This is a genomic window from Microbacterium sp. 05N427, assembly GCF_056397105.1.
On sequence record NZ_JBFTMT010000001.1, the window covers coordinates 181,368 to 202,620 of the forward strand.

15 protein-coding genes and 3 pseudogenes are annotated in these 21,253 nt (G+C 69.1%); 10 read left to right on the top strand and 8 right to left on the bottom strand.

Annotation, left to right across the window (positions count from 1 at the left end):
• Nucleotides 1–19: 19 nt before the first annotated feature.
• Both murJ and AC1DG4_RS00880 read right to left on the bottom strand, forming a co-directional pair.
• Nucleotides 20–1,636 (bottom strand): murein biosynthesis integral membrane protein MurJ, encoded by a 1,617-nt coding sequence (gene murJ, locus AC1DG4_RS00875; protein WP_477377800.1) that lies wholly within the window; start codon nt 1,634–1,636, stop codon nt 20–22.
• The gene (locus tag AC1DG4_RS00880) at nt 1,629–3,812 is read right to left on the bottom strand and encodes a DUF6049 family protein (RefSeq protein ID WP_477377798.1); all 2,184 of its coding nucleotides are present in this window, start codon (nt 3,810–3,812) and stop codon (nt 1,629–1,631) included. The genes murJ and AC1DG4_RS00880 overlap by 8 nt, the downstream gene beginning before the upstream one ends.
• 151 nt (nt 3,813–3,963) lie before the next feature.
• On the opposite strand from AC1DG4_RS00880, the gene AC1DG4_RS00885 reads away from it, so the two are divergent.
• From AC1DG4_RS00885 to AC1DG4_RS00900, 4 genes are all read left to right on the top strand, one after another.
• Nucleotides 3,964–5,505, top strand: a complete 1,542-nt coding sequence (locus AC1DG4_RS00885) for a DUF7059 domain-containing protein (RefSeq protein WP_477377796.1) — start codon at nt 3,964–3,966, stop codon at nt 5,503–5,505.
• A gap of 38 nt (nt 5,506–5,543) precedes the next feature.
• Nucleotides 5,544–6,599 carry an LLM class flavin-dependent oxidoreductase gene (locus tag AC1DG4_RS00890; protein WP_477377794.1) on the top strand — a complete coding sequence of 352 codons (1,056 nt, stop codon included), beginning with the start codon at nt 5,544–5,546 and terminating at the stop codon, nt 6,597–6,599.
• 74 nt (nt 6,600–6,673) lie between these two features.
• Nucleotides 6,674–6,976: a hypothetical protein gene (locus AC1DG4_RS00895; RefSeq protein ID WP_477377792.1), complete on the top strand. Its 303-nt coding sequence runs from the start codon at nt 6,674–6,676 to the stop codon at nt 6,974–6,976.
• Between the two features lie 37 nt (nt 6,977–7,013).
• Nucleotides 7,014–8,456 (top strand): CCA tRNA nucleotidyltransferase, encoded by a 1,443-nt coding sequence (locus AC1DG4_RS00900; protein WP_477377790.1) that lies wholly within the window; start codon nt 7,014–7,016, stop codon nt 8,454–8,456.
• Nucleotides 8,457–8,639: 183 nt separating this feature from the next.
• On the opposite strand, the gene AC1DG4_RS00905 is transcribed toward AC1DG4_RS00900, so the two are convergent.
• From AC1DG4_RS00905 to AC1DG4_RS00915, 3 genes and pseudogenes are all read right to left on the bottom strand, one after another.
• Nucleotides 8,640–8,807: a hypothetical protein gene (locus AC1DG4_RS00905; protein ID WP_477377788.1), complete on the bottom strand. Its 168-nt coding sequence runs from the start codon at nt 8,805–8,807 to the stop codon at nt 8,640–8,642.
• A gap of 3 nt (nt 8,808–8,810) precedes the next feature.
• Nucleotides 8,811–9,914: a hypothetical protein gene (locus AC1DG4_RS00910; RefSeq protein ID WP_477377786.1), complete on the bottom strand. Its 1,104-nt coding sequence runs from the start codon at nt 9,912–9,914 to the stop codon at nt 8,811–8,813.
• Between the two features lie 116 nt (nt 9,915–10,030).
• Nucleotides 10,031–10,339: pseudogene (locus tag AC1DG4_RS00915) on the bottom strand (PadR family transcriptional regulator); the annotation flags it as partial.
• 246 nt (nt 10,340–10,585) lie between these two features.
• Here AC1DG4_RS00915 and AC1DG4_RS00920 point away from each other — a divergent pair.
• The 3 genes and pseudogenes from AC1DG4_RS00920 to AC1DG4_RS00930 form a co-directional block, all read left to right on the top strand.
• Nucleotides 10,586–11,911: a GAF domain-containing protein gene (locus tag AC1DG4_RS00920; protein ID WP_477377784.1), complete on the top strand. Its 1,326-nt coding sequence runs from the start codon at nt 10,586–10,588 to the stop codon at nt 11,909–11,911.
• A gap of 192 nt (nt 11,912–12,103) precedes the next feature.
• Nucleotides 12,104–13,654 (top strand): acetaldehyde dehydrogenase ExaC, encoded by a 1,551-nt coding sequence (gene exaC, locus AC1DG4_RS00925; RefSeq protein ID WP_477377782.1) that lies wholly within the window; start codon nt 12,104–12,106, stop codon nt 13,652–13,654.
• Between the two features lie 133 nt (nt 13,655–13,787).
• Nucleotides 13,788–14,161, top strand: a pseudogene (locus AC1DG4_RS00930) (DUF779 domain-containing protein); the annotation flags it as partial.
• 69 nt (nt 14,162–14,230) lie between these two features.
• Here the strand turns inward: AC1DG4_RS00930 and AC1DG4_RS00935 are convergent.
• From AC1DG4_RS00935 to speB, 3 genes and pseudogenes are all read right to left on the bottom strand, one after another.
• Nucleotides 14,231–15,607, bottom strand: a pseudogene (locus tag AC1DG4_RS00935) (purine-cytosine permease family protein); the annotation flags it as partial.
• On the bottom strand, nt 15,604–16,017 hold the full coding sequence (locus AC1DG4_RS00940) for a nuclear transport factor 2 family protein (protein ID WP_477377778.1): 414 nt from the start codon (nt 16,015–16,017) through the stop codon (nt 15,604–15,606). The gene AC1DG4_RS00940 and the pseudogene AC1DG4_RS00935, both read right to left, overlap by 4 nt.
• 44 nt (nt 16,018–16,061) lie before the next feature.
• Nucleotides 16,062–17,030: an agmatinase gene (gene speB, locus AC1DG4_RS00945; protein WP_477377776.1), complete on the bottom strand. Its 969-nt coding sequence runs from the start codon at nt 17,028–17,030 to the stop codon at nt 16,062–16,064.
• A 276-nt stretch (nt 17,031–17,306) separates the two neighbouring features.
• On the opposite strand from speB, the gene AC1DG4_RS00950 reads away from it, so the two are divergent.
• From AC1DG4_RS00950 to AC1DG4_RS00960, 3 genes are all read left to right on the top strand, one after another.
• Nucleotides 17,307–18,206 carry an Lrp/AsnC family transcriptional regulator gene (locus AC1DG4_RS00950; protein WP_477377774.1) on the top strand — a complete coding sequence of 300 codons (900 nt, stop codon included), beginning with the start codon at nt 17,307–17,309 and terminating at the stop codon, nt 18,204–18,206.
• Nucleotides 18,207–18,385: 179 nt separating this feature from the next.
• Complete coding sequence (locus AC1DG4_RS00955) at nt 18,386–20,020, top strand: ABC transporter substrate-binding protein (RefSeq protein ID WP_477377772.1); 1,635 nt, start codon at nt 18,386–18,388, stop codon at nt 20,018–20,020.
• Between the two features lie 155 nt (nt 20,021–20,175).
• On the top strand, nt 20,176–21,252 hold the full coding sequence (locus tag AC1DG4_RS00960) for an ABC transporter permease (RefSeq protein WP_477377770.1): 1,077 nt from the start codon (nt 20,176–20,178) through the stop codon (nt 21,250–21,252).
• Nucleotide 21,253: the final 1 nt, after the last annotated feature.

Here is a 21,253-nt window from a genome sequence, read left to right on the forward strand (position 1 = left end):
GCCGTGATGACGATGACGCTCATCGTGAGGGCGCGAAGCGCCGCACGAGGCCCTTGAGGGCGTCGAGCTCCGGAGCGCGCAGCAGGGCGAGCAGGCCGATGTAGACGATGAGGACTACGGCGGCGATGATCAGGCAGCCGATCGCGGCCGGAATCCGGTCCGCTGTGGTCCATCCGCGTGTGCCTCCGAGGAGGAGGAACACTCCCCAGCCCGCCGCAGCGGAGGGAATGGCGGCGAGGATGAATCGCCCCAGCGCCAGGATCCAGCTGCCCGTGCCGATGCCGTTGAGGCGGCGGTGCAGGAGCACCGTCGCGACGATGGTCTGCAGGACGCTGGCCAGGGACTGTCCGAGTGCCAACGTCGCCGCCAGAGCCGACAACGGCACGATGCCGGCGTCGTGGAGGAGCTGGGTGCCGAAAGCGGTGGCGGCGATGAGGACGCACTGGAAGATCGTGAAGAAGAAGGGTGTGCGGGTGTCCCCGAGGGCGTAGAACGTGCGCTGCACGATGAAGAGCACCGCGAGGGGCAGGAGCGCGACCAGGTAGCCGACGAGGACGAGGGCTGCGGCCTGCGCCTCGTCACGGTTATCGGTGAAGATGCGCGATGCGGGGACGGTCGCAGCGACCACCGCGGCGAGAGCGCCGGTCAGGAAGAAGCCGAGCGTTCGGATGCTGCGGCCGATGTCGGTACGCAGGTCGTCGAGGCGTCCGGCGTGGGCATGTTCGCTGAGCTGCGTGAAGTAGGGCGTCCCGATCGACAGCACGATCACCGAGTACGGGAGCATGAAGATCAGCCAGGCGTTGTTCATCACGGTCAAGGACGCGTTGGAGCCCGACGCGGCCAGTGCGACACTGTGCTGATAGAACCCGGCGATGAGGCTCGACAGCGCCATCAGCATGGTCCAGCCGGCCAGCTTTCCGACATTGCCGAGACCGACCCCGCGCCAGCGGAAGTCGATGCGCAGGGCGAGCCGCGTGCGCGGCCAGAACGCCAGCAGGACGCCCGCCTGCACGGCGATGCCCAGGGTGGCGGTGGCACCGAGCCAGGCGATGCGGTCGGCAGGCCAGTCGGAGACCGCGTTCAGCGGCGATCCGAAGAGGGATCCGATGATGAGGAATCCGGCGATCGAGACCACGTTGTTGACGACCGGGGCCCAGGTGAACGGTCCGAAGATCTTGCGTGCGTTCAGGGTCTCCCCGATGAGGGCGTAAAGCCCGTAGAAGAAGATCTGCGGCAAGCACCAGTATGCGAAGGCGATGGCGAGCTGTTGCTGCTCGGGGGTCGTGCCCGCCTTCATGATGACGCTGATGATCCAGGGGGCCGCGAGCATCGCGGCCACCGTGGCCACGAGAAGCACGACCGTACCGGCGGTGAAGATCTTCGAGATGAAGGCGCTGCCGCCGTCCTCCCCGGCGACCGCCTTGACGATCTGCGGCACCAGGACAGCAGTCAGAAGACCCACCGAGATGATCGAGAACACGTCGTTCGGCAATTGATTGGCGAGCGCGAAGGCGTCTGGTGCCTTGCCCACGGCCCCGATCACGCCGACCAGCACGATCGTGCGCAGCAGTCCGGTCACGCGGGACACCATCGTGCCCGCCGCGAGCAGGGCGCTCGCGCGGCCGAGGCTACTCATGGGTCTCCTTGTCCGCCGGAGCGGATCCGGCCTTTCCGTCTGCGGAGGTCAGCGTCTGCCGTTCATCCTCGGGATCCGAGGCCGCGTCCGATCCCTCTATGCCGTCTGCGGCATGCTTCGCGGTGGCGCCCTTGCGGCGGCGGATCGTGCGGACGATCCCGGCGCCGATGAGGAGCACTCCGAGGCTGCCGAACACGATCAGGCCGATGGTCTCCCACTCCGCACGGATCGTGAGTCGTGCCGTCTGCTTCGGACCGATCGCCACTCCTGTGGGGCTGGTCAGCGTCATACTCAGGGTGAGCTCGGTGTTGGCCACGTGCGACTCGAGGGGGAGTCGCACGGGCGTGGTGCTCGAGGGCTGCGCCTCGACGTCGGTCGTCGCGGGCACATCGATGCGGCTGTCGCTGGAGGAGACGTTGAGCCGCACGCGGACCGGATAGGGGAGCTCGTTGCGCACCCAGACCGGGACGTTGACCTTCGGGCTGATCAGGATCGGGTTCGACGGCTGGATCCCGACCGCGCCCATGGTCTTCCGCGTCGCGTCGCGATGCGTCTTGAGCGCGGCGGCGAAGTCGTCGGGCTTCGTGTGCACGCCGACGCCGAGCAGGCGCATGATCGAGATACGCTCGCGCACGGTGAGATCGGCGGGACGCTCCAGGATCGTGGCGAACTGGGCCAGGCGGTCCGCGTCCTCGTTCAGGGCCGACACCGCGGCCGCGCGGTCCTCCGCCGAATCCGTCGAGACGGTCAGCTCCGTGGGCGCGCTGGACAGCACGCGGTCGAGCCGTCCGTCCTGTCCGCCGCTGAACGCCGTGACCGCGCTGGACAGTCCCTCCTCGGACCGTGCGTCGGCACGGGACAGACCGGCGAGCACCGTCGAGCCCGGGGCGTCGAACCACAGCATCGCGTTCGCCTCGGTCAGGGCGCCGCCGCGCTCGGCGGCATCGGCCTGCCTGGCAGCGGAGCTGAGCGCTTGCGAGACGGCCTCGTCGCTGACGAGCACAGCCGCACCGCCGACGGTGCCTCTCGAGGGGACAGGCGCGTCCTTCGCCCCTGCGGCGAACGTCGTCGACGGGAGGATCGACACGGTGCCGGTCCCGGACGCGCCGTAGTGCGACATCGTCGCGACCTGACCCGCGGTCACCTGGCCGCGCGGCCACAGGATGTCGGTGCGGGATCCGGCGATCGCCTCGGGCGACGCAGGGCCCTGCCCGGGAGCGGCGGTCGTCGTGGGTGTCGGAGTCGGAGTCGTCGGGGTCTTGCCGCTGGGGTTGAGGAACGGGTCGAAGTCATCGACGGTGAGCGGCGCTTTCAGGCCGGCCGCGGCCTGGGCCGTGGCATCCGCGTCGCCGAACTGCAGCGTGAGCCGCTCGTTGGGCAGCGCCTCGAGCCGCGCCAGCCATGCCGTCGCCGTGGCGGGTGCGCCGACGCCGAGCACGCGGATCGCCGCCGGGATGGAAGGGTCGACCGCGAGCACAGCCGGAGTTCCGGCCACGGCGTTCAACTGCGCCGTGAGTGCGCCGGCGGGCGCGGTGAGGGCAGTGAGCTCGGCGGCGCTCAGCAGGTCGCCAGCCGGGGCCGCGGTGATGGGGACGACCGTGATGACCGTCGCACGTGCACCCTGCGCGACCACGAGGGCGCTGCGTGCGGGAGCCGGCGCGTCCGCCGCCGCCGGAGTGGACTCGAACCGGGCCTGCAACGGATAGACGCCGGGGGCGAGCGCACCGACATCCGTCGCAGGGACCACGACCTGGGTGCGCGAGGTTCCTTCGGCATCCAGCACGGCGGTGCTCACGTTGCCGATCGGGCTGAGTGCAGGAGCCGCGCCCGATCCGTCCAGCCAGGCTCCCACGGTCTGGCGGTCGCCGAGCGGAGCACGTCCGAGCTCTAGATGCACCGTGCCCGCCCCGAGGCCGGTCGTGGCGTCGTTGCGGAGGGTGAGCGTCGCCGTCAGGGGTGTTCCGGACGCATAGGATCCGTTCCCGTTCGGCTGCAGGGAGAGCAGAACGCCCGCGTGCTGCGGTGTCTGCGTCGGACTCGGCGTGGGCGTCTCCGCCGCCGCCGCGGGCGACGCCGCGGCCAGGGGGAGCCCCAGACTCAGCGCGACGACGAGGGCCCCGGCCGCGCGGCGCAGACGCCGTCGCAGGGGGGCAGGTTCGGTCTGAGTGGAAGTCATCGGGGATCCGTCGGGCGCGCAGGGCGCGAGGGGAGTGCTGGCCCTGAGATTCTAGGCGGCGTGCTGCATCGATCCCTGGAGGCGGGCAGGGTGGGCGGCATCCCTCTCCCGTCCTCGGGTGCGTGCGCGGCGTCGCGCGTAGGCTGACGCCGTGGTCCGACACCTCCTGCCTCATCCCGATTCCGTGCTGTGCGCGGCGCTCGCCGCCGACCTCGATGCCGCCGACCTGCGCTCGGAGCCGTTGCGGGCCGCGTGGGGCGCGGAGGCCGACGACGCGCTCGCCCGGGGCATCCGCTCCCCGCTGCTCGGTGCGATCGCGGGCCGCACCGATGCCCTGGCCACACTCGGGCGCCTGTTCGTGCTCGGCATGCCGCAGCCGGAGCCCGAGGTCGCCGCTGCTCTCGCGCGCACGGGTGTCGACGGGCTCGAGACCCTGGGTCTCGGCTATCGCGAGGACGGGCGCGTGGTTCCGGCCGCCCTGATCCGGCCCCAGTCGTTCGTCGATGCCGACGGCGTCGGGGAATGGTGGATCGCGAGCGACCTCGACGAGCTCGCCCTGCACCACATGGACGGGGGCGGCGCTCTGCCGCCCGACCACGTGCTCGGCGTCGGCGGCGCCTCCCGCACCCTCGCGTCGCTCGTCATGCCGGTCGAGGTCGAGCGGGCCCTGGACCTCGGCACGGGCTGCGGAATACAGGCGCTGCTCGTCTCCCGGCACGCGGGATCGGTCATCGCCACCGACATCTCCGCGCGCGCTCTGGCCTATGCCGAGCTCAACGCGATGCTCGCCGGCGTGCGCAACATCGAGTTCCGCCAGGGCAGCATGTTCGAGCCGGTCGCCGGGGAGAGCTTCGGGCTCATCGTGTCGAATCCGCCGTTCGTGATCACGCCCCGTGGCGCCGGCGTGCCGGAGTACGAGTACCGCGACGGGGGCCTCGTGGGAGACGCGCTCGTGGAGGCGTTCGTCACGCAGGCTCCGGCGCATCTGGTCCCGGACGGATCCGCGCAGCTCCTCGGCAACTGGGAGTCCGTCGGATCCGCTCTGGGGCTCCGGCGCCTGGAGTCGTGGATCGCGCCCGAGTTGGACGCCTGGGTCGTGCAGCGCGAGACGCTGTCGCCGCTCGGCTATGCGGAGCTGTGGATCCGTGACGGCGGCACGACGCCTCGCGATGCCGCGTTCGAGCCGCTCCTGGACGCCTGGCTGGCCGACTTCGCCGCCCGTGGCGTGACCGAGATCGGGTTCGGATACGTGCTGATCCGCAGGCCTGCGGCGGTGGAGGGGAGCGAGGCCGAAGCCGCCCCGCTGCGCCGCTTCGAGACGCTTCCGCAGCCCGTGACGAGCGTGGGCCGGGCGCTCCGTGACGGCCTCGCCGGGCACGACGCGCTCGCCGAGGGGCTCCCGGACGTGCTGCTCGTCGCACCCGATGTGACCGAGGCCCGCCATCACATGCCCGGCCAGGAGGCGCCGAGCGTGATCGAGCTGCGCCAGGGCGGGGGCTTCGGGCGCACGATCTCGGTCGACCCCGCGCTCGCCGGCTTCGTGGGCGCGTGCGACGGCGATCTCAGCGTGACGCAGATCGCGGGCGCGCTCGCCGACCTCTTCGAAGTGCCGCTCGTCGACCTCTGGGCCGACCTCGAGCCGCGCCTGCGCGCACTCGTGACGGACGGCTTCCTGATCCCGGCCGACCGATGAAGGGAATGCATGACGGGATCCATGCGTTTGAATAAATCATGAAGGCTTTCGGATTCCTCTCCTTCGGGCACTATGCGAACGTGCCCGGATCCGTCACCCGCACGGCCGGGGAGATGCTGCACCAGACCATCGAGATCGCGCAGGGCGCCGACGAGATCGGCGTGAACGGCGCCTACGTGCGCGTGCACCACTTCGCGCGACAGGCCGCCTCACCCATCCCGTTGCTGTCGGCGATGGCCGCGACCACGAAGCGCATCGAGGTAGGCACGGGCGTGATCGACATGCGCTACGAGAACCCTCTGTACTTCGCCGAGGAGGCCGCCGCGCTCGACTTCATCGCCGACGGGCGAATCGCCCTCGGCGTGAGCCGTGGCTCACCCGAGACCGCGCTGCGCGGCTATGAGGCGTTCGGCTACGTCGACGAGGAGGATCGCGAGCGGGGAAGCGTGCTGGCCCGCGACAAGTTCGATCTGTTCCTCGAGGCGATCGATGGCGCCGGCATCGCCCCCGGCGATCCGCGCATGGTCGGGGAGGGGCGCTACCTCCCCGTGGAACCGCGCTCGGCGACGCTGCGCGATCACATCTGGTGGGGATCCGGCTCCCGCGCCACGGCGGAGGAGACCGGGCGGAAGGGCCTCAACCTGATGAGCTCGACGCTCGTCACCGAGGCCACGGGCCAGCCGTTCCACGAGCTGCAGCGCGAGCAGATCGACCTGTTCCGCGCCGCCTACAAGGAGGCCGGCCACACCGGCACCCCCCGGGTGTCGGTCAGTCGCAGCGTGTTCCCGCTGATCAGCGATCAGGATCGGGCGTACTTCGGGCTGCGCAACGAGGAGAACGGCGACCAGATCGGCGTGATCGACGGGTTCCGCTCCACGTTCGGCAAGACCTACGCGGCCGAGCCGGACGTGCTCATCTCGCAGCTGAAGCAGGACGAGGCCGTGATGGCGGCCGACACCCTCATGCTGACGATCCCGAACCAGCTCGGCCCCGAGTACAACCTGCACGTGCTGCAGGCTTTCGCCGAGCACGTGGCGCCGGCGCTCGGCTGGAAGCCGAACACCGAGGGCCCGGTGCAGGGCGACCCGGTCTGAGTCCCGGCTCAGACGCCGAAGGGGCGGGTATCAAGACGATGCCCGCCCCTTCGGCGTCGCCTACGCTGTCGGACATGACCGACTACTCGACCGAGGCGCAGGTGCGCCGCATCACCGAGGAGTTCGCCCGCAAGCGCTCCCGCATGTTCGTGGCGTTCGCGTGCATCGAGGGCGCGGTGCTGGCCGGTGCGGCCATCGTGGTCTACGCGCTGAAGCTCGTCGATCCCGACGTCGGCATGTGGATCTTCGTGGTGCTCGCCCTCATCGGAGCGCTGGTTCTCAGCACGATGGTCATCCAGCAGATCAAAGCCCAGCAGCAGGCGATCCGCGACGTGGGCGGCACGCCGTTCCCCGGCTCGACCGGCCCGACCTTCTGACGGCACCGGCCGAGCCCGCCCCGGTACCCTGGAGACCATGCTCAACATGGCCGATTCCCTCGCGCGCCTGGGCGCCCTCGCCGAGAATCCGGTCGTGCGGACCCTGGCCACGGCGTTCGCCGAGGCCGGCTTCGACCTCGCCGTGGTGGGCGGTCCGGTGCGCGACGCGCTGCTCGGGCGCCCCACGCACGACCTCGACTTCACCACGAACGCCCGTCCTGACGACATCCTCCGCATCGTCAAGCCGATCTCGACCACCCAGTGGGACATCGGCCGGGAGTTCGGCACGATCGGCGCCAAGGTCCCGTCGCCCGACGGTCCCTCCGAGCAGGTCGAGATCACGACATACCGTGCCGATGCCTACGACGGCGTCACCCGCAAACCGGTGGTCTCGTTCGGCGACGACATCGACGGCGACCTCGTGCGCCGCGACTTCACGGTCAACGCCATGGCGTTCCTGGTGCCGCAGCAGAAGCTCGTGGATCCGACCGGGGGAGTCGAGGACCTGCTCGTCGGCCTCCTGCGCACCCCGACCACCCCGGAGGTGAGCTTCGGGGACGACCCGCTGCGCATGCTCCGCGCGGCCCGGTTCAGTGCCCAGCTCGGCTTCAGCATCGAGGAGCGCACGCTCGCCGCGATGGCGGAGCTGCGGTCGACGCTGAGCATCGTGAGCCCGGAGCGCATCCAGGCGGAGCTGATCCGCCTGCTGCAATCCGACGATCCGGTGCGCGGGATCCGGGTGCTCGTCGACACCGGGCTCATCGACGAGTTCCTGCCCGAGGTGAGCGCGCTGCGGCTCGAGATCGACGAGCACCACCACCACAAGGACGTCTACGAGCACTCCCTGACCGCGCTCGAGCAGGCGATCGCGCTCGAGCACGCCCGTCAGCCGGGCGAGCCGGCCGATGCGGTGCTGCGTCTGGCGGTGCTGCTGCATGACATCGGCAAGCCGCGCACCCGCAAGCTTGAGCCAGGGGGCGTCGTGAGCTTCCACCACCACGACGTGGTCGGATCCCGGCTCGCTCGCAAACGGCTGCAGGCGCTGCGGTTCGACAAGGAGTCAACCGACGCCGTGGCGAAGCTCATCGAGCTGCACCTGCGCTTCTTCGGCTACTCCGAGGGGGCATGGACCGACTCCGCCGTCCGACGCTACGTGCGCGACGCCGGCGACCAGCTCGAGCGGCTGCACATCCTGACCCGCGCCGACGTCACCACGCGCAACAAGCGCAAGGCCGGTCGCCTTGCAGCGGCCTACGACGACATCGAGGAGCGGATCGCGACCCTGCGCGAGCAGGAGGAGATCGATGCGATCCGTCCCGAGCTCGACGGCAACGACGTGCAGCGGATCCTCGGCATCGCCCCGGGCCGCGAGGTCGGCGAGGCGTACCGGTTCCTGCTCGAGCTGCGCCTCGACGAGGGACTCATCGGCCCCGAGACCGCCGAGCAGCGCCTGCGCGACTGGTGGGCCGCGCGCGGCTGAGGGTCAGCGGCCCCGATGGCTCCCGGATCGGGGTCCCGGGTCTGTCGGCCCGATGGTCGTGGTCGCCTGCTGGTACGAAACTCAGTCGATTCGGGGGACTGGTGGCCGAAGTCGCGGCCGTTGCGCCCGTATCGACTGAGTTCGACACGCGGTCGGGTCGTACACCGGGCTCTGTGACTGAGTTCAGTGGGATCCGGCGGCGCCCGGATACGTGGTCGAGGCGAGGAGGCCGCCCTCGCCGGGCTCGCCGGGCTCGTGGACGGCGTCGGCGGTGGCGCTGCGGCGTTCGCCGCGCAGCGCGGCCTCGACGAGGTGCGTGAGGTCGATCGAGACGATCCTTGGCGCCGTCATCGCTCAGCCCGCCGGAGTCGGGGTCGGCGTGGGGCTGGGCACGGCGTCGGTCGGCTGCGGTGAGGGAGACGGCGTCGGTGGCATGGTCGACCCCGTCGTGGGCTGGGGCGTCGCCGTGAGCGCGCGATCGGGGGCGCGCAGGAACGGGGGCTGGGGAGTGAGGGTCGTCGACGGCTCCAGCTGGCCCGTCGCGTCATCGATCCGGCCCAGCTGCAGCGGGTAGACGTTCCAGACCGGACGTCCCTGCGCGTCCCGGAACGGCAGGGTCGTGGTGCCGCTGTCACCCCACCCCCAGAACGCGGCGGCGCTGTCGTACTGCTCGCCGTCGCGTCCCATAAGGCTGAGCGGGGTGCCGCGGTTCGTGTAGATCTGCGCCCCCTCGACCAACTTGCCGTCCTTGTCGTAGACGAAGAGATTGACGACGCGGTCGCCGTCGAGCGACACACCCGGAGTCTGCTGGCTCACGGCGTCGACCGTGTTCCCGTGATTCGTCACCGCCGTGATGAAGACCCCCGCGGCGATCGGCAGGATGAGGAGGGCGACGATGCTCGCGACGGTGCGGATGTGCTTGAAGCGATTCTTCGGCAGCCAGCGGTCACGCCCCCATTGAACGCTGAGCACTGTCAGCAGGATCAGCAGGGTCCACGCGAGGATCCGAGTACCCGGCCACCCTTGACTGAGCATCGTCCAGATTCCGAAGCCGAGCAGCACACTGACCACGGCGAACAGTCCGAATCCGCGCGCGAGCCACCACAGGGGTCGGAGCGCGCCAAGGATGCCCAGGACCTCAGCCCCCGTACGTGAGGACCGGATCCGCTCTACCGCGCGCCCTGCCGCGGCGGCGACCCGCTCGTGCAACGGGGTCTTCGTCGCTGAGATGGGACCTCGTTCGGGTAGGCCGGCCGCGGAGCGCAGCTCCTCCGCGTATGCGGCGGGATCACCCAGATCGATCGCGCCGTCGTGGTCCGCGGCCTGATCGGTGAGGTCTCCGACGAGGCCCTCGACGAGGTCGTCGACCTCCTCGGCAGGAAGGTCCGCCAGCTGGGCGCGCACGGCGTCGGCGAACGCCCGGATCCGTTCCGCGGCGGTCAAGGTGGTCTCGTTCATCGCTGCGCTCCTTCGGAGAGGATCCCGGTGGGTTCTGCGGGGGGATGGAACAGGGCGGGTGCTGCGGCCCCGGCCGGCCCTGGCGGAGCGGCGGCCGTGGGCGGGACGTGCGGGGCGAGCAGTCCCGACATCGCCACCGCGAAATGCGACCACGTCGAGATCTGCTCGTCGAGCATGTGCTTGCCCTGCGCGGTGATCGCGTAGTACTTGCGGTGCGGCCCACCGTCGGAGGGCACCACGTAGCTCGAGAGCGCCCCGCCCGAGTACAGGCGGCGCAGCGTTCCGTAGACCGAGGCATCGCCGACGTCGCCGATCCCGGCGTCACGGAGGCGCCGCACGATGTCGTAGCCGTAGCCGTCCTCATCGCGGACGACGGCGAGCACCGCGAGATCCAGCACACCCTTCAGCAGCTGCGTCGTGTCCATTCCGCCTCCTGTTCACTGCATTGCTCGGCACACTACCACGCAACACACAGTAGTGCGGAGAGGGCTGCACTTCTTTCCGCTGATCGTGGTCCTGCGCTCGTCTGGATCTCAGTCGATTCGAGGCGTCCGGGGCCCAATCCCGTGCTGCCGTGCCGTATCGACTGAGTACGACACAGATCCGACCTCGGCCCGACGGATCCCTCGTCGTACACTGGACCCACTCCGTCACCGATGATCGGAGACCCTGTGTCCTCTGGCTGGCTGCCCTCCCGCGAGCCCGCGCCCGCGGCGTCGCGCCTGCTCATCGAGCGCGCGCACGAGGAGCTCGTCGCGGGCAACATCGGCGACGGACGGCTGCAGAACGTGCGCTCGCTCGTGCGCGAGTCGTGGGAGCGGTCCTGGCGGCAGCGGGTCGGCGCCGAAGGGCTCCCTCCGCTCGACTTCACCGCGGACGCCCTCGACGCCTATCGGCTGGCGCATCCGCTCGCGGGCGCGATGGACACGATCCGCGCCCTGTTGCTGCCCGGATCCGCGGACGACTCGGGCGTCATCGTCGCGGTCGGCGACCACGCGGGCCGGCTGCTGTGGGTCGAGGGCGACGTGAATCAGCGGATCCTGTCCGGCGAGATGGGCTTCGTCGAGGGCGCGAACTGGTCGGAGCGCGCGGTCGGCACGTCCGCTCCCGGAACCGCGCTCGAGCTCGGCACCTCGGTGCAGATCCATGGCGCCGAGCACTACAACCGTCTGGTGCAGCCGTGGTCCTGCACCGCCGCGCCCGTGTTCGACCCGGAGGACAGGCGCATCCTCGGAGTGATCGACGTGACAGGCGGATCCGAAGCGGCGAGCCCGCAGGCGCGCATGCTCGTCGACGCGACCGCCCGCGCCGTCGAGGCGGAGTTGCTCGTGGCGCGGCTGCGGGCCAGGGCCGAGCCCGCCGCCCCCTCTCCGTCATCGAGGCGGCGCCCGGTGCCAGAGCGTGCGGGCCTGCGGGTCCTGGGCAGGGATCGCGCCCGGCTCGAGGTCTCAGGCGACGACGGAGAACGGTCGGTCGAGCTCAGCGCGCGGCATGCCGAGATCCTGCTGCTGCTCGCCGTGCACCGGCAGGGGCTGTCGGCTGAGCGCCTCGCCGAGTTGGTCTACGGCGAGGGGTCCTCGGCCGACACGCTGCGCCCCGAGATGGTGCGTCTGCGGAAGGCGCTGGAGCGGATCTGGTCGGCACTCGTGCCCGAGTCGCGTCCGTATCGGCTGACCGTGCCGTTGGAGACCGATGCGCATGACGTGCTGTCTCTGCTCGACCGCGGGGCGCACCGCGTGGCGCTCTCCGCCTACCGCGGACCCGTGCTGCCGGACTCGACCTCCCCGGGCATCGAGGAGTTCCGCGAGACCGTGCGCTCGACCCTGCGCGAGACGATGCGCACCGAGGCCAGCATCGACGTCCTGCTGTCGTATGCCGAGATCCCCGAGGGATCCGAAGACGCGGAGATCCTGCGGCTCTGCCTGGAGCTGCTGCCCGCGCGCTCGCCGAAGCGGGCGGGCCTGGTCAGCCGGATCGAGCGCCTCGAGCAGGGTTGATCCGGATCCGGGGCGCCCTTCGTCTCGCTTCGCTCGCTCAGGGACCGGGGGTTCGCTCGCTCAGGGACCGGGGGAGCGGGCCGGGCAACCCGTTGCAACGTGACGCACCGGGGCGCAACGTCAGCGCGCCTACCGTCGAGGCACACATCAACCCTCGCGGCGATGCGGCCGCAGAACGTCGAAGGAGACGCGATGACCATCATCGAGGAGAGCGTGTCGACCGCCTATGCGGCACCAGGGCAGCCGGGCGCGCTCGCGAACTACCGCCCGCGCTACGGGCACTACATCGGCGGCGAGTTCGTCGACCCCGTCAAGGGCCAGTACTTCGAGAACGTCAGCCCGGTCAACGGCAAGCCGTTCACCGAGGTCGGACGCGGCACGAGCGAGGACATCGACCGCGCCGTCGACGTCGCCTGGAAGGCGTTCGCGAGCTGGGGCAAGACCAGTCCCACCGAGCGTGCCAACGTCCTGAACAGGATCGCCGACCGGATCGAGCAAAACCTCGAGGCCATCGCGATCGCCGAGACCTGGGAGAACGGCAAACCGGTACGCGAGACTCTCGCGGCCGACATCCCGCTCGCGGTCGACCATTTCCGCTACTTCGCCGGCGTGCTGCGCGCACAGGAGGGCGGGATCAGCCAGCTCGACGAGAACACCGTCGCCTACCACTTCCACGAGCCGCTCGGCGTGGTCGGTCAGATCATCCCGTGGAACTTCCCGCTGCTCATGGCCACGTGGAAGCTGGCCCCGGCGCTCGCCGCGGGCAACTGCGTGGTCATCAAGCCCGCCGAGCAGACCCCGGCGTCGATCCTGTTCCTGTTCGAGATCATCGGCGACCTGTTGCCGGCGGGCGTCGTGAACATCGTGAACGGATTCGGCATCGAGGCCGGGGCTCCCCTCGCGCAGCACAAGAGGATCCGCAAGGTCGCCTTCACCGGCGAGACCACGACGGGGCGCCTGATCATGCAGTACGCCTCGCAGAACCTGATCCCGGTCACGCTCGAGCTGGGGGGCAAGAGCCCCAACGTGTTCTTCGAGGACGTCGCGAGCTCGACCGCCGATCCGTACTACGACAAGGCGCTCGAGGGCTTCACGATGTTCGCCCTGAACCAGGGGGAGGTGTGCACCTGCCCGTCGCGCGCGCTCATCCAGCGCTCGATCTACGACGGCTTCCTCGCCGACGGCCTGGAGCGCGTGAAGAAGGTGGTGCAGGGCAACCCGCTGGATCTGACCACGATGATCGGCGCCCAGGCGTCGAATGACCAGCTCGAGAAGATCCTCAGCTACATCGACATCGGGAAGCAGGGCGGTGCGAAGCTCCTCATCGGAGGGGAGCGGGTCGACCTGGGCGGCGATCTCAGCGGGGGCTACTACGTCGAGCCGACCGTGTTCGAGGGCACCAACGATATGCGGATCTTCCAGGAGGAGATCTTCGGTCCTGTGCTGTCGGTCACGAGCTTCGCCGACTTCGACGACGCGATCTCGATCGCGAACGACACGCTCTACGGTCTCGGTGCCGGCGTCTGGAGTCGCAGCGGAGACACGGCCTACCGGGCCGGCCGGGCGATCGAGGCGGGCCGCGTCTGGACGAACACCTATCACCAGTACCCGGCGCACGCCGCGTTCGGCGGGTACAAGCAGTCGGGCGTGGGGCGCGAGAACCACAAGATGATGCTCGACCACTACCAGCAGACGAAGAACCTCCTCGTCTCGTACGCCGAGGGGCCGATGGGCTTCTTCTGAACCGCCCTTCGTCTCGTCGCTTCGCTCCTCGCTCAGGGACCGGTGATCCACTCGGTCCCTGAGCGAGCGAAGCGATCGGTCCCTGAGCGAGCGAAGCGAGACGAAGGGCGCCCGGCACACGAGAGGAGTGGTGATGCCCGAGTTCCACCGTGTCGACGTCTCTGAGGAGGCGGCGGCGCTGCTGCGCGCGCTCACCGCACAGCACGGTCCGCTGATGTTCCATCAGTCCGGAGGCTGCTGCGACGGATCCGCGCCGATGTGCTTCCCGGTGGGGATGTTCCTGATCGGATCCGGAGACGTGCTGCTGGGCGACCTCGAAGTCGGCCTCGATGAGACGGTGCCGGTCTACATGTCCGAGTCCCAGTTCGAGTACTGGAAGTACACGCACCTCACGATCGATGTCGTCGACGGGCGCGGATCCGGCTTCAGCGTCGAGGCACCGACCGGCAAACGGTTCCTGACCCGCTCGCGGTGCTCGATCAGGCCGAGCTGGAGCACTTCGCCCTGGCCGTACAGGATCAGTGCGCACCCGAGGCCGAGCGGGATCGACAGGTCGACGCCGCCGGCGAGGTCGCCGAGAGGGCCGACGAACTGACCGGGCAGGTTCACGAAACAGAGCCCCACCGCGGCGGAGACCAGCCAGGCGCCGAGCCCGCGGAAGTTCCAGCCGTGTGCGAACCAGTAGCGGCCACCCTGCTGTCGGCGGTTGAACACCTGCAGCGAGTCCGAGTCGTACCAGCCGCGGCGCACGACCCAGCCGATCGTCATGACGATCATCCACGGGGCGGTGCATACGACGATGAGCGCCGTGAACGTCGAGATCGACTGCACCACGTTGAAGGCGAATCGGCCCACGAAGATGCCGACGATCGCGAGGACACCGATGAACAGGGTCGCCCGCACTCGGGTGAACCGGGGGAACACGCTCGCGAAGTCGAGGCCGGTGCCGTACAGCGACGTGGTGCCGGTCGACATGCCGCCGATGAGTGCGATGAGGCAGACCGGGATGAAGTACCAGTCCGGGGAGATCGCGAGCAGGCCCCCTGCGTAGTTGCCGTCCGCGATGAACTGCGGGTGCACGGTGGCGACGATGGACGCGGTCACGATGCCGAACAGGAAGGGGATGATCGTCGCGATCTGGGCCGTGAACGTCGCGATCATGAGCTTGCGCTTCGGCGTCTTCCGCGGGATGTAGCGCGACCAGTCACCGAGGAATGCGCCGAACGAGACCGGGTTCGACATCACGACGAGGACGGATCCGACGAACGCGGCGAGGAATCCGGGGTCACCCGGTGCGAGCGCACCGGGCGCGCCAGGATCGAACATGCCCGCGAACGCGATCGCGCCCAGCACGAACAGCACGGTGGCGGCGATCACGGCGATCTTGTTCACGAGAAGCATGAACCGGAACCCGTAGATGCACACCACGAGGACGAGCACCGCGAACAGGCCGTACGCGATGCTGAGCGTGACGTCGTTCGAAGGGACGCCGATCGCCCGGTGTGCGGCGCCGACGAGCACATCGCCCGAGGACCACACCGAGATGGCGAAGAACGCGAACGCGGTCAGCAGGGAGAGGAAGGATCCGACCACGCGACCGTGCACGCCGAGATGCGCCGAGCTCGAGACAGCATTGTTCGTGCCGTTGCGGGCGCCGAACAACGACAGCGGCGCCAGGATCAGCGCCCCCAGCACCAGCCCGGTCACGGTCGCGAGCAGCGCGTGCCAGAACGAGAGACCGAACACGATCGGGAAGCTGCCGAGCACGACGGTCGCGAACGTGTTCGCCCCGCCGAAGATCAGCCGGAACAGGTCGAGCGGTCGAGCGGTGCGTTCGGCATCGGGGATCTGCTCGACTCCGTGCGCCTCGACCTCGGTGACACCGGGCGCGGTGCCGATGGCGACTGTCTCGGTCCGGGGCGCGACGCCGGTGCCCTCCGCCTCGACGGTCATGCCGTGATCTCCGCTCCGGCGTGCACGGGGGAGAGATGCTCATGGACGGCGGTCAAGCCTCGGGCGGTGCGGGTGAACACGATCGACTCGCGTTCATGCGTCTCCTCCGTGACTCCGCCGACCTCGGTCACCGTGTGCACGGAGTGCGCGAAGACGGCCGTGTCGCCGCACACGGTGACCACTCGGTCGGAGCTCTCGCAGGAGACGACGCGCCAGCCGGCGTCGACCCACTCCGCCCAGAGCCGCTCGTAGGCGGCGCGATCGGGGAGGATCTCCGGTTCGGTGTGGAAGAGGAACGTGGCGTCCTCGTGGAAGCACGCGAAGTACGCGTCGGTGTCGGTGGCGGCGAAGGCGGCGATCAGGTGATCGGCGGCGTCGAGCACCGCGCTGGGATCGAGCAGGGCATTCATCGGTGAACGGCTCTTTCGGGTCGGGTCGGGTCGGGTGTTCCGGGTCAGGGCTGAGTGCTCTGGCGGGTGCGATCGATCTGCATCGACAGCAGCGTGATGAGTTCGTAGACGACGTGGCTCGCGGCGATGCCGGTCATCTGGGCGTGGTCGTAGGCGGGCGACACCTCCACGACATCGGCGCCCACGATGTTCGTGTCGCGCAGGCTCCGCAGGATCCGGAGCAGCTCTCGGCTGGTGAGGCCGCCGGCCTCGGGAGTTCCGGTCCCGGGCGCATGCGCGGGGTCGAGCACGTCGATGTCGATCGAGACGTACAGCGGCGCGTCGCCGATACGGGTCAGGATCCGCTCGATCGCGGCCTCGACGCCGTGCTCCTCGATCGCTTCGCTCGTCACGATGGAGAATCCGAGACGGGCGTCGTCTTCGAGGTCGCTCTTGTCGTAGAGCGGGCCGCGGGTGCCGACGTGGCAACTCGCGGTCATGTCGATGAGCCCCTCCTCGCTCGCACGGCGGAACGGGGTGCCGTGCGTGATCGGCGCGCCGAAGTAGGTGTCCCAGGTGTCCAAGTGCGCGTCGAAGTGCAGCACCGCGACCGGGCCGTGCGCGCGTGTGACGGAGCGCAGCAACGGCAGGGCCAGGGTGTGATCGCCGCCGATCGTGACGATGCGGGACGCCCGCTCGCCGAGAGCCGTCACGGCACGGTCGGTCTCCTCGACGGCTTCGGTGATGTCGAACGGGTTGAGCGCGATGTCGCCGGCGTCGACCACCTGGGCCCGCGCGAAGGGAGAGAAGTCCTGAGCGGGGTTGTACGGGCGCAGCAGACGCGAGGATTCGCGCACGTGCGATGGCCCGAACCGCGTGCCGGGGCGGTAGCTCACGCCCGAGTCGAACGGCGCGCCGACGACGGCGATGTCGGCGCGGTCGACCTCCTCCAACCGCGGAAGGCGGGCGAAGGTGGCGAAGCCCGCGTAACGCGGGTTCAGCGAGGCGTCGACGGGGCCGATCGGAGTGTTCATTGCGTTCTTCCCAGGCGGGGCGGCAGGAGCGCCCGGTGAGGATCCTCTGTCGCCGATGGTTTCGGATAGCGAGGATGCTAGAGCGAGCGGAGAGGACGAGCAAGAGCAGAAGATCGGCAGACGGTAGACATCTCCATTGTTCTGTCGCGAAAGTGCATCAGAACCGCTCTGTCACTTTGCAAAGACGCGTCTGTACAGTTGATCTGATCGCGGGGGTCGCCACCCGCCGCGAATCCGGCGATCTTGCCGGAGACCGCCACCGGCACGGGAGATCGCATGGAAATCGACGAGGATCTCATCGCCGCGCTGCACCAGGACGGCCGGATCAGCGTCCAGGATCTTGCACGGAGCCTGGGGCGTCCGCGTGCGGCGGTGGCCGGCCGACTCAGGGCGATCCTCGACGAGGGCATTCTTCGCGTGGCGGCGATGGTGGATCCGGCCCTCTCCGGGCAGCACGTGATCGGCCATCTCTCGATCGACGTCTCGGCGCGCGTGGAGCCGGTTGCGGCGTCTCTGCGGGCCATGGACGAGACGGTTCTCGTCTCGGCGATCGGCGGCGCGCACGACATCGTCAGCGAGGTGCGCGCCTCATCGACCGCAGCGCTGCAGGAATCGATCGCACGCATCCGTGCGATCGATGGCGTCTCAGGAGTGAACACGCTCATCTACACCGATGTCGTGAAGGGATTCTTCGTCTCGCGATACCGGGGCGAGAGCGTGATCGACGACCTCGACACGGCCATCATCGAACAGCTCCAGGGCGATGGCCGGATGAGCTATCGCGCACTCGGTGAGGCCGTGCGCCTGTCCCCCTCCGCCGTCGCGACGCGGGTGCGCCGCCTTATCGATGGCGGAGTGATGACGATCTCGGCGGTCGAGGCGCGCAGCCTCGCCCACCGGCAGTTGTCGATGGGTGTCGGGCTCGTGCTGAACGATGACGGCGATGCGGCGCTGGCCGCCCTGAGCGCCCGTCCTGAGGTCGATTTCGCGACGCGCACGATCGGGCGGTTCGATGCTGTGGTGACGCTCGTGCAGCCCTCCGCGGGTGGGCTGAACACGGCGCTGGAGCGGGTGCGCGGGCTCGCGGGCGTCGAGCGGATCGAGACCTGGACCCATCTCTCGGTGACCAAGGAGGACTACGCGAGATCGCTCCGCCCCGTGGTCGCCATCCGCTGAGATCGGGGCCCCTTGGCGCAGCAGGAATATCTGCGGTGGAGGTCACGTCTCGGCGTCGGAACTCCCGGGAATCGCCGACCCATGCCTACAATCGGGTGTCCCGTGCGCCGAGAACCCTGACGGCCATGGATGTTGCGGCCGCGATGAACTGCGGCCACGGAACCGATACAGAGGTGTATATGTCATTCCACAGCACTCGAGGCCGACTCGGCCTCGCCATCGGCGCGCTCGGCGCCACAGCCCTCGTTCTTGCGGGCTGCGCGACGAGCAGCACGGGCGGCGGGGGTTCGACCGGGGGGTCCTCCGGCAGCACGATCACCGTCGGCACGACCGACAAGATCACGTTCCTCGACCCGGCCGGCTCGTACGACAACGGCTCGTTCGCGGTGATGAACCAGGTCTACCCGTTCCTCATGAACAGCAAGTACGGCACGGCGGAGGTCACTCCCGACATCGCTGAGTCGGCGGAGTTCACCTCACCGACCGAGTACACGGTGAAGCTCAAGAAGGACCTCAAGTTCGCCAACGGCGACCCGCTGACTTCGGCATCCGTGAAGTTCTCCTTCGATCGCATGGTCAAGATCAACGACCCCAACGGCCCGGCCGTGCTGCTCGGCAACCTCGCCAGCACCGCGGCGCCCGACGCGACCACGGTCGTCTTCACCCTGAAGAACGGCAACGACCAGATCTGGCCGCTCATCCTCTCCAGCCCTGCCGCGCCGATCATCGACGAGAAGGTCTTCTCGGCGGACAAGGTCACCGATGACGACACCATCGTCAAGGGCAAGGCCTTCGCCGGTCAGTACGAGATCACCGACTACAAGAAGAACCAGCTCATCTCCTACAAGCCGTACGGCGGCTACCAGGGCGAGCTGGGCAAGGCGGCCAACAGCCAGGTCAACGTCAAGTACTTCGCGGACGCGTCGAACCTGAAGCTCGCGGTCGGCAACGGCGACATCGATGTGGCCTTCCGCAGCCTCTCGGCCACGGACACCGAGAACCTGAGTAAGAACAAGAAGGTCAAGCTGGTCGAGGGCCCCGGTGGCGAGATCCGCTACATCGTCTTCAACTTCAACACGATGCCGTTCGGCGCGACGACCCCCGAGGCGGACCCGGCCAAGTCCCAGGCCGTGCGCCAGGCGGCGGCCGACCTCGTCGACCGCGCGGCGATCGCGAAGGACGTCTACAAGGACACGTACAGCCCGCTGTACTCCTTCGTCGCCGACGGCATGGCCGGCGCCACCCAGCCGCTGAAGTCGATGTACGGCGACGGCAACGGCGGGCCCTCGCTCGACAAGGCGAAGAAGGTCCTCGCCGACGCCGGCGTCACGACTCCGGTCACGCTGAATCTGCAGTACAACGGCGACCACTACGGGCCGTCCTCGGGTGACGAGTACGCCGCGGTCAAGACGCAGCTCGAGCAGGGCGGTCTGTTCTCCGTCAACCTGCAGAGCACCGAGTGGACGCAGTACTCGAAGGACCGCACGGCCGACGTGTACCCGGCGTACCAGCTCGGCTGGTTCCCGGACTACTCCGAGGCCGACAACTACCTGTCGCCGTTCTTCACGACCGACAACTTCCTGAAGAACCACTACGACAACACCGCAGTCAATGACCTGATCGTGAAGTCGCAGACCGAGACCGACAAGGACAAGCGCATGGCCGACCTCGCGCAGGTGCAGGACATGGTCGCGAAGGACCTGTCCACCCTGCCCCTGCTGCAGGGCAAGCAGGTCGCGGTCGTGGGCACGGGTGTCGAGGGCACGACGCTCGACGCCTCGTTCAAGTTCCGCTACGCGCCGCTGACGAAGTAGCGCACCCGCAGACGGGGCACCGCCGCACTCGCGACGGTGCCCCGTTCTCGTTCCAGGGCGCCGAACCGGTCTCTGAGTCCGTCCAGGCCCGGATCCGCCCGATTCCGGCTCGCAGTGAAGCGACCGGATCCGCTCCACCCTCACGAAGGTTCTCCATGTCCGTTGATGTCCTCGCCGCAGATCCCGTGGCGACGCGCCCCAAGTCCTCCGGAGGAGGACTGTGGCGCTACATCCTGATCCGCCTCGTGCTGATCATCCCCACCGTCCTCATCCTGATCACCCTGGTCTTCTTCCTGATGCGGGTCACCGGCGACCCCATCACCGCGGCCCTCGGCGGTCGCCTTCCCCCCGACCAGCTCGCCGCGCGCGTGCACCAGGCCGGCTACGACCGCCCTGTCCTGATCCAGTACTTCGAATACCTCGGCAACATCCTGCGCGGCGATTTCGGCACGACGATCACGGACGGCCAGAAGGTCACCACGGTGCTGCTGACCTACGGATCCGCCACGCTCGAGCTCGCGATCTACGCGCTCATCGTCGCGTTCGCGGTCTCGATCCCGCTCGGCCTCGTCGCCGCGCACCGCCGCGACAAGTGGCAGGACGCGACGCTGCGCATCATGGCGATCCTCGCCTACGCCACGCCTATCTTCTTCGTCGGACTGCTGCTGAAGCTCGTCTTCTCGGTCTGGCTGGGCTGGATGCCGGTCTCCGGGCGCGCGAGCACCCAGACCGAGCTGCTGATGAGCGGTGTCAGCAGCCCCACCGGCATCTACCTGCTCGACGCGATCCGACTCGGAAACGGCCCGGCGATCCTCGATGTGCTGTGGCACGCGATCCTGCCCGCGCTCGCGCTCGGGCTGCTGACCGCCGGCATCTTCCTGCGGCTCATCCGCACGAACGTCATCGGCACGCTCGGCCAGCAGTACGTCACCTCCGGCCGCTCCCGCGGTGTGAGCGAGTACCGCCTCGTGACAAAGCATGCGTTCCGCCCGGCCCTCATCCCGATCATCACGGTCATGGGCCTCCAGATCGCACTGCTGCTCGCGGGAGCCATCCTCACCGAGACGACCTTCGAGTGGAAGGGCATCGGATTCATGCTGAGCGAGTATCTGAAGGCCCGCGACTTCGTGGCCGTGCAGGGCATCGTCGTGATGATCGCGCTGATCGTCGCGGTCACGAACTTCATCGTCGACATCGTCGCGGCCATGATCGACCCTCGGGTGAGGTACTGAG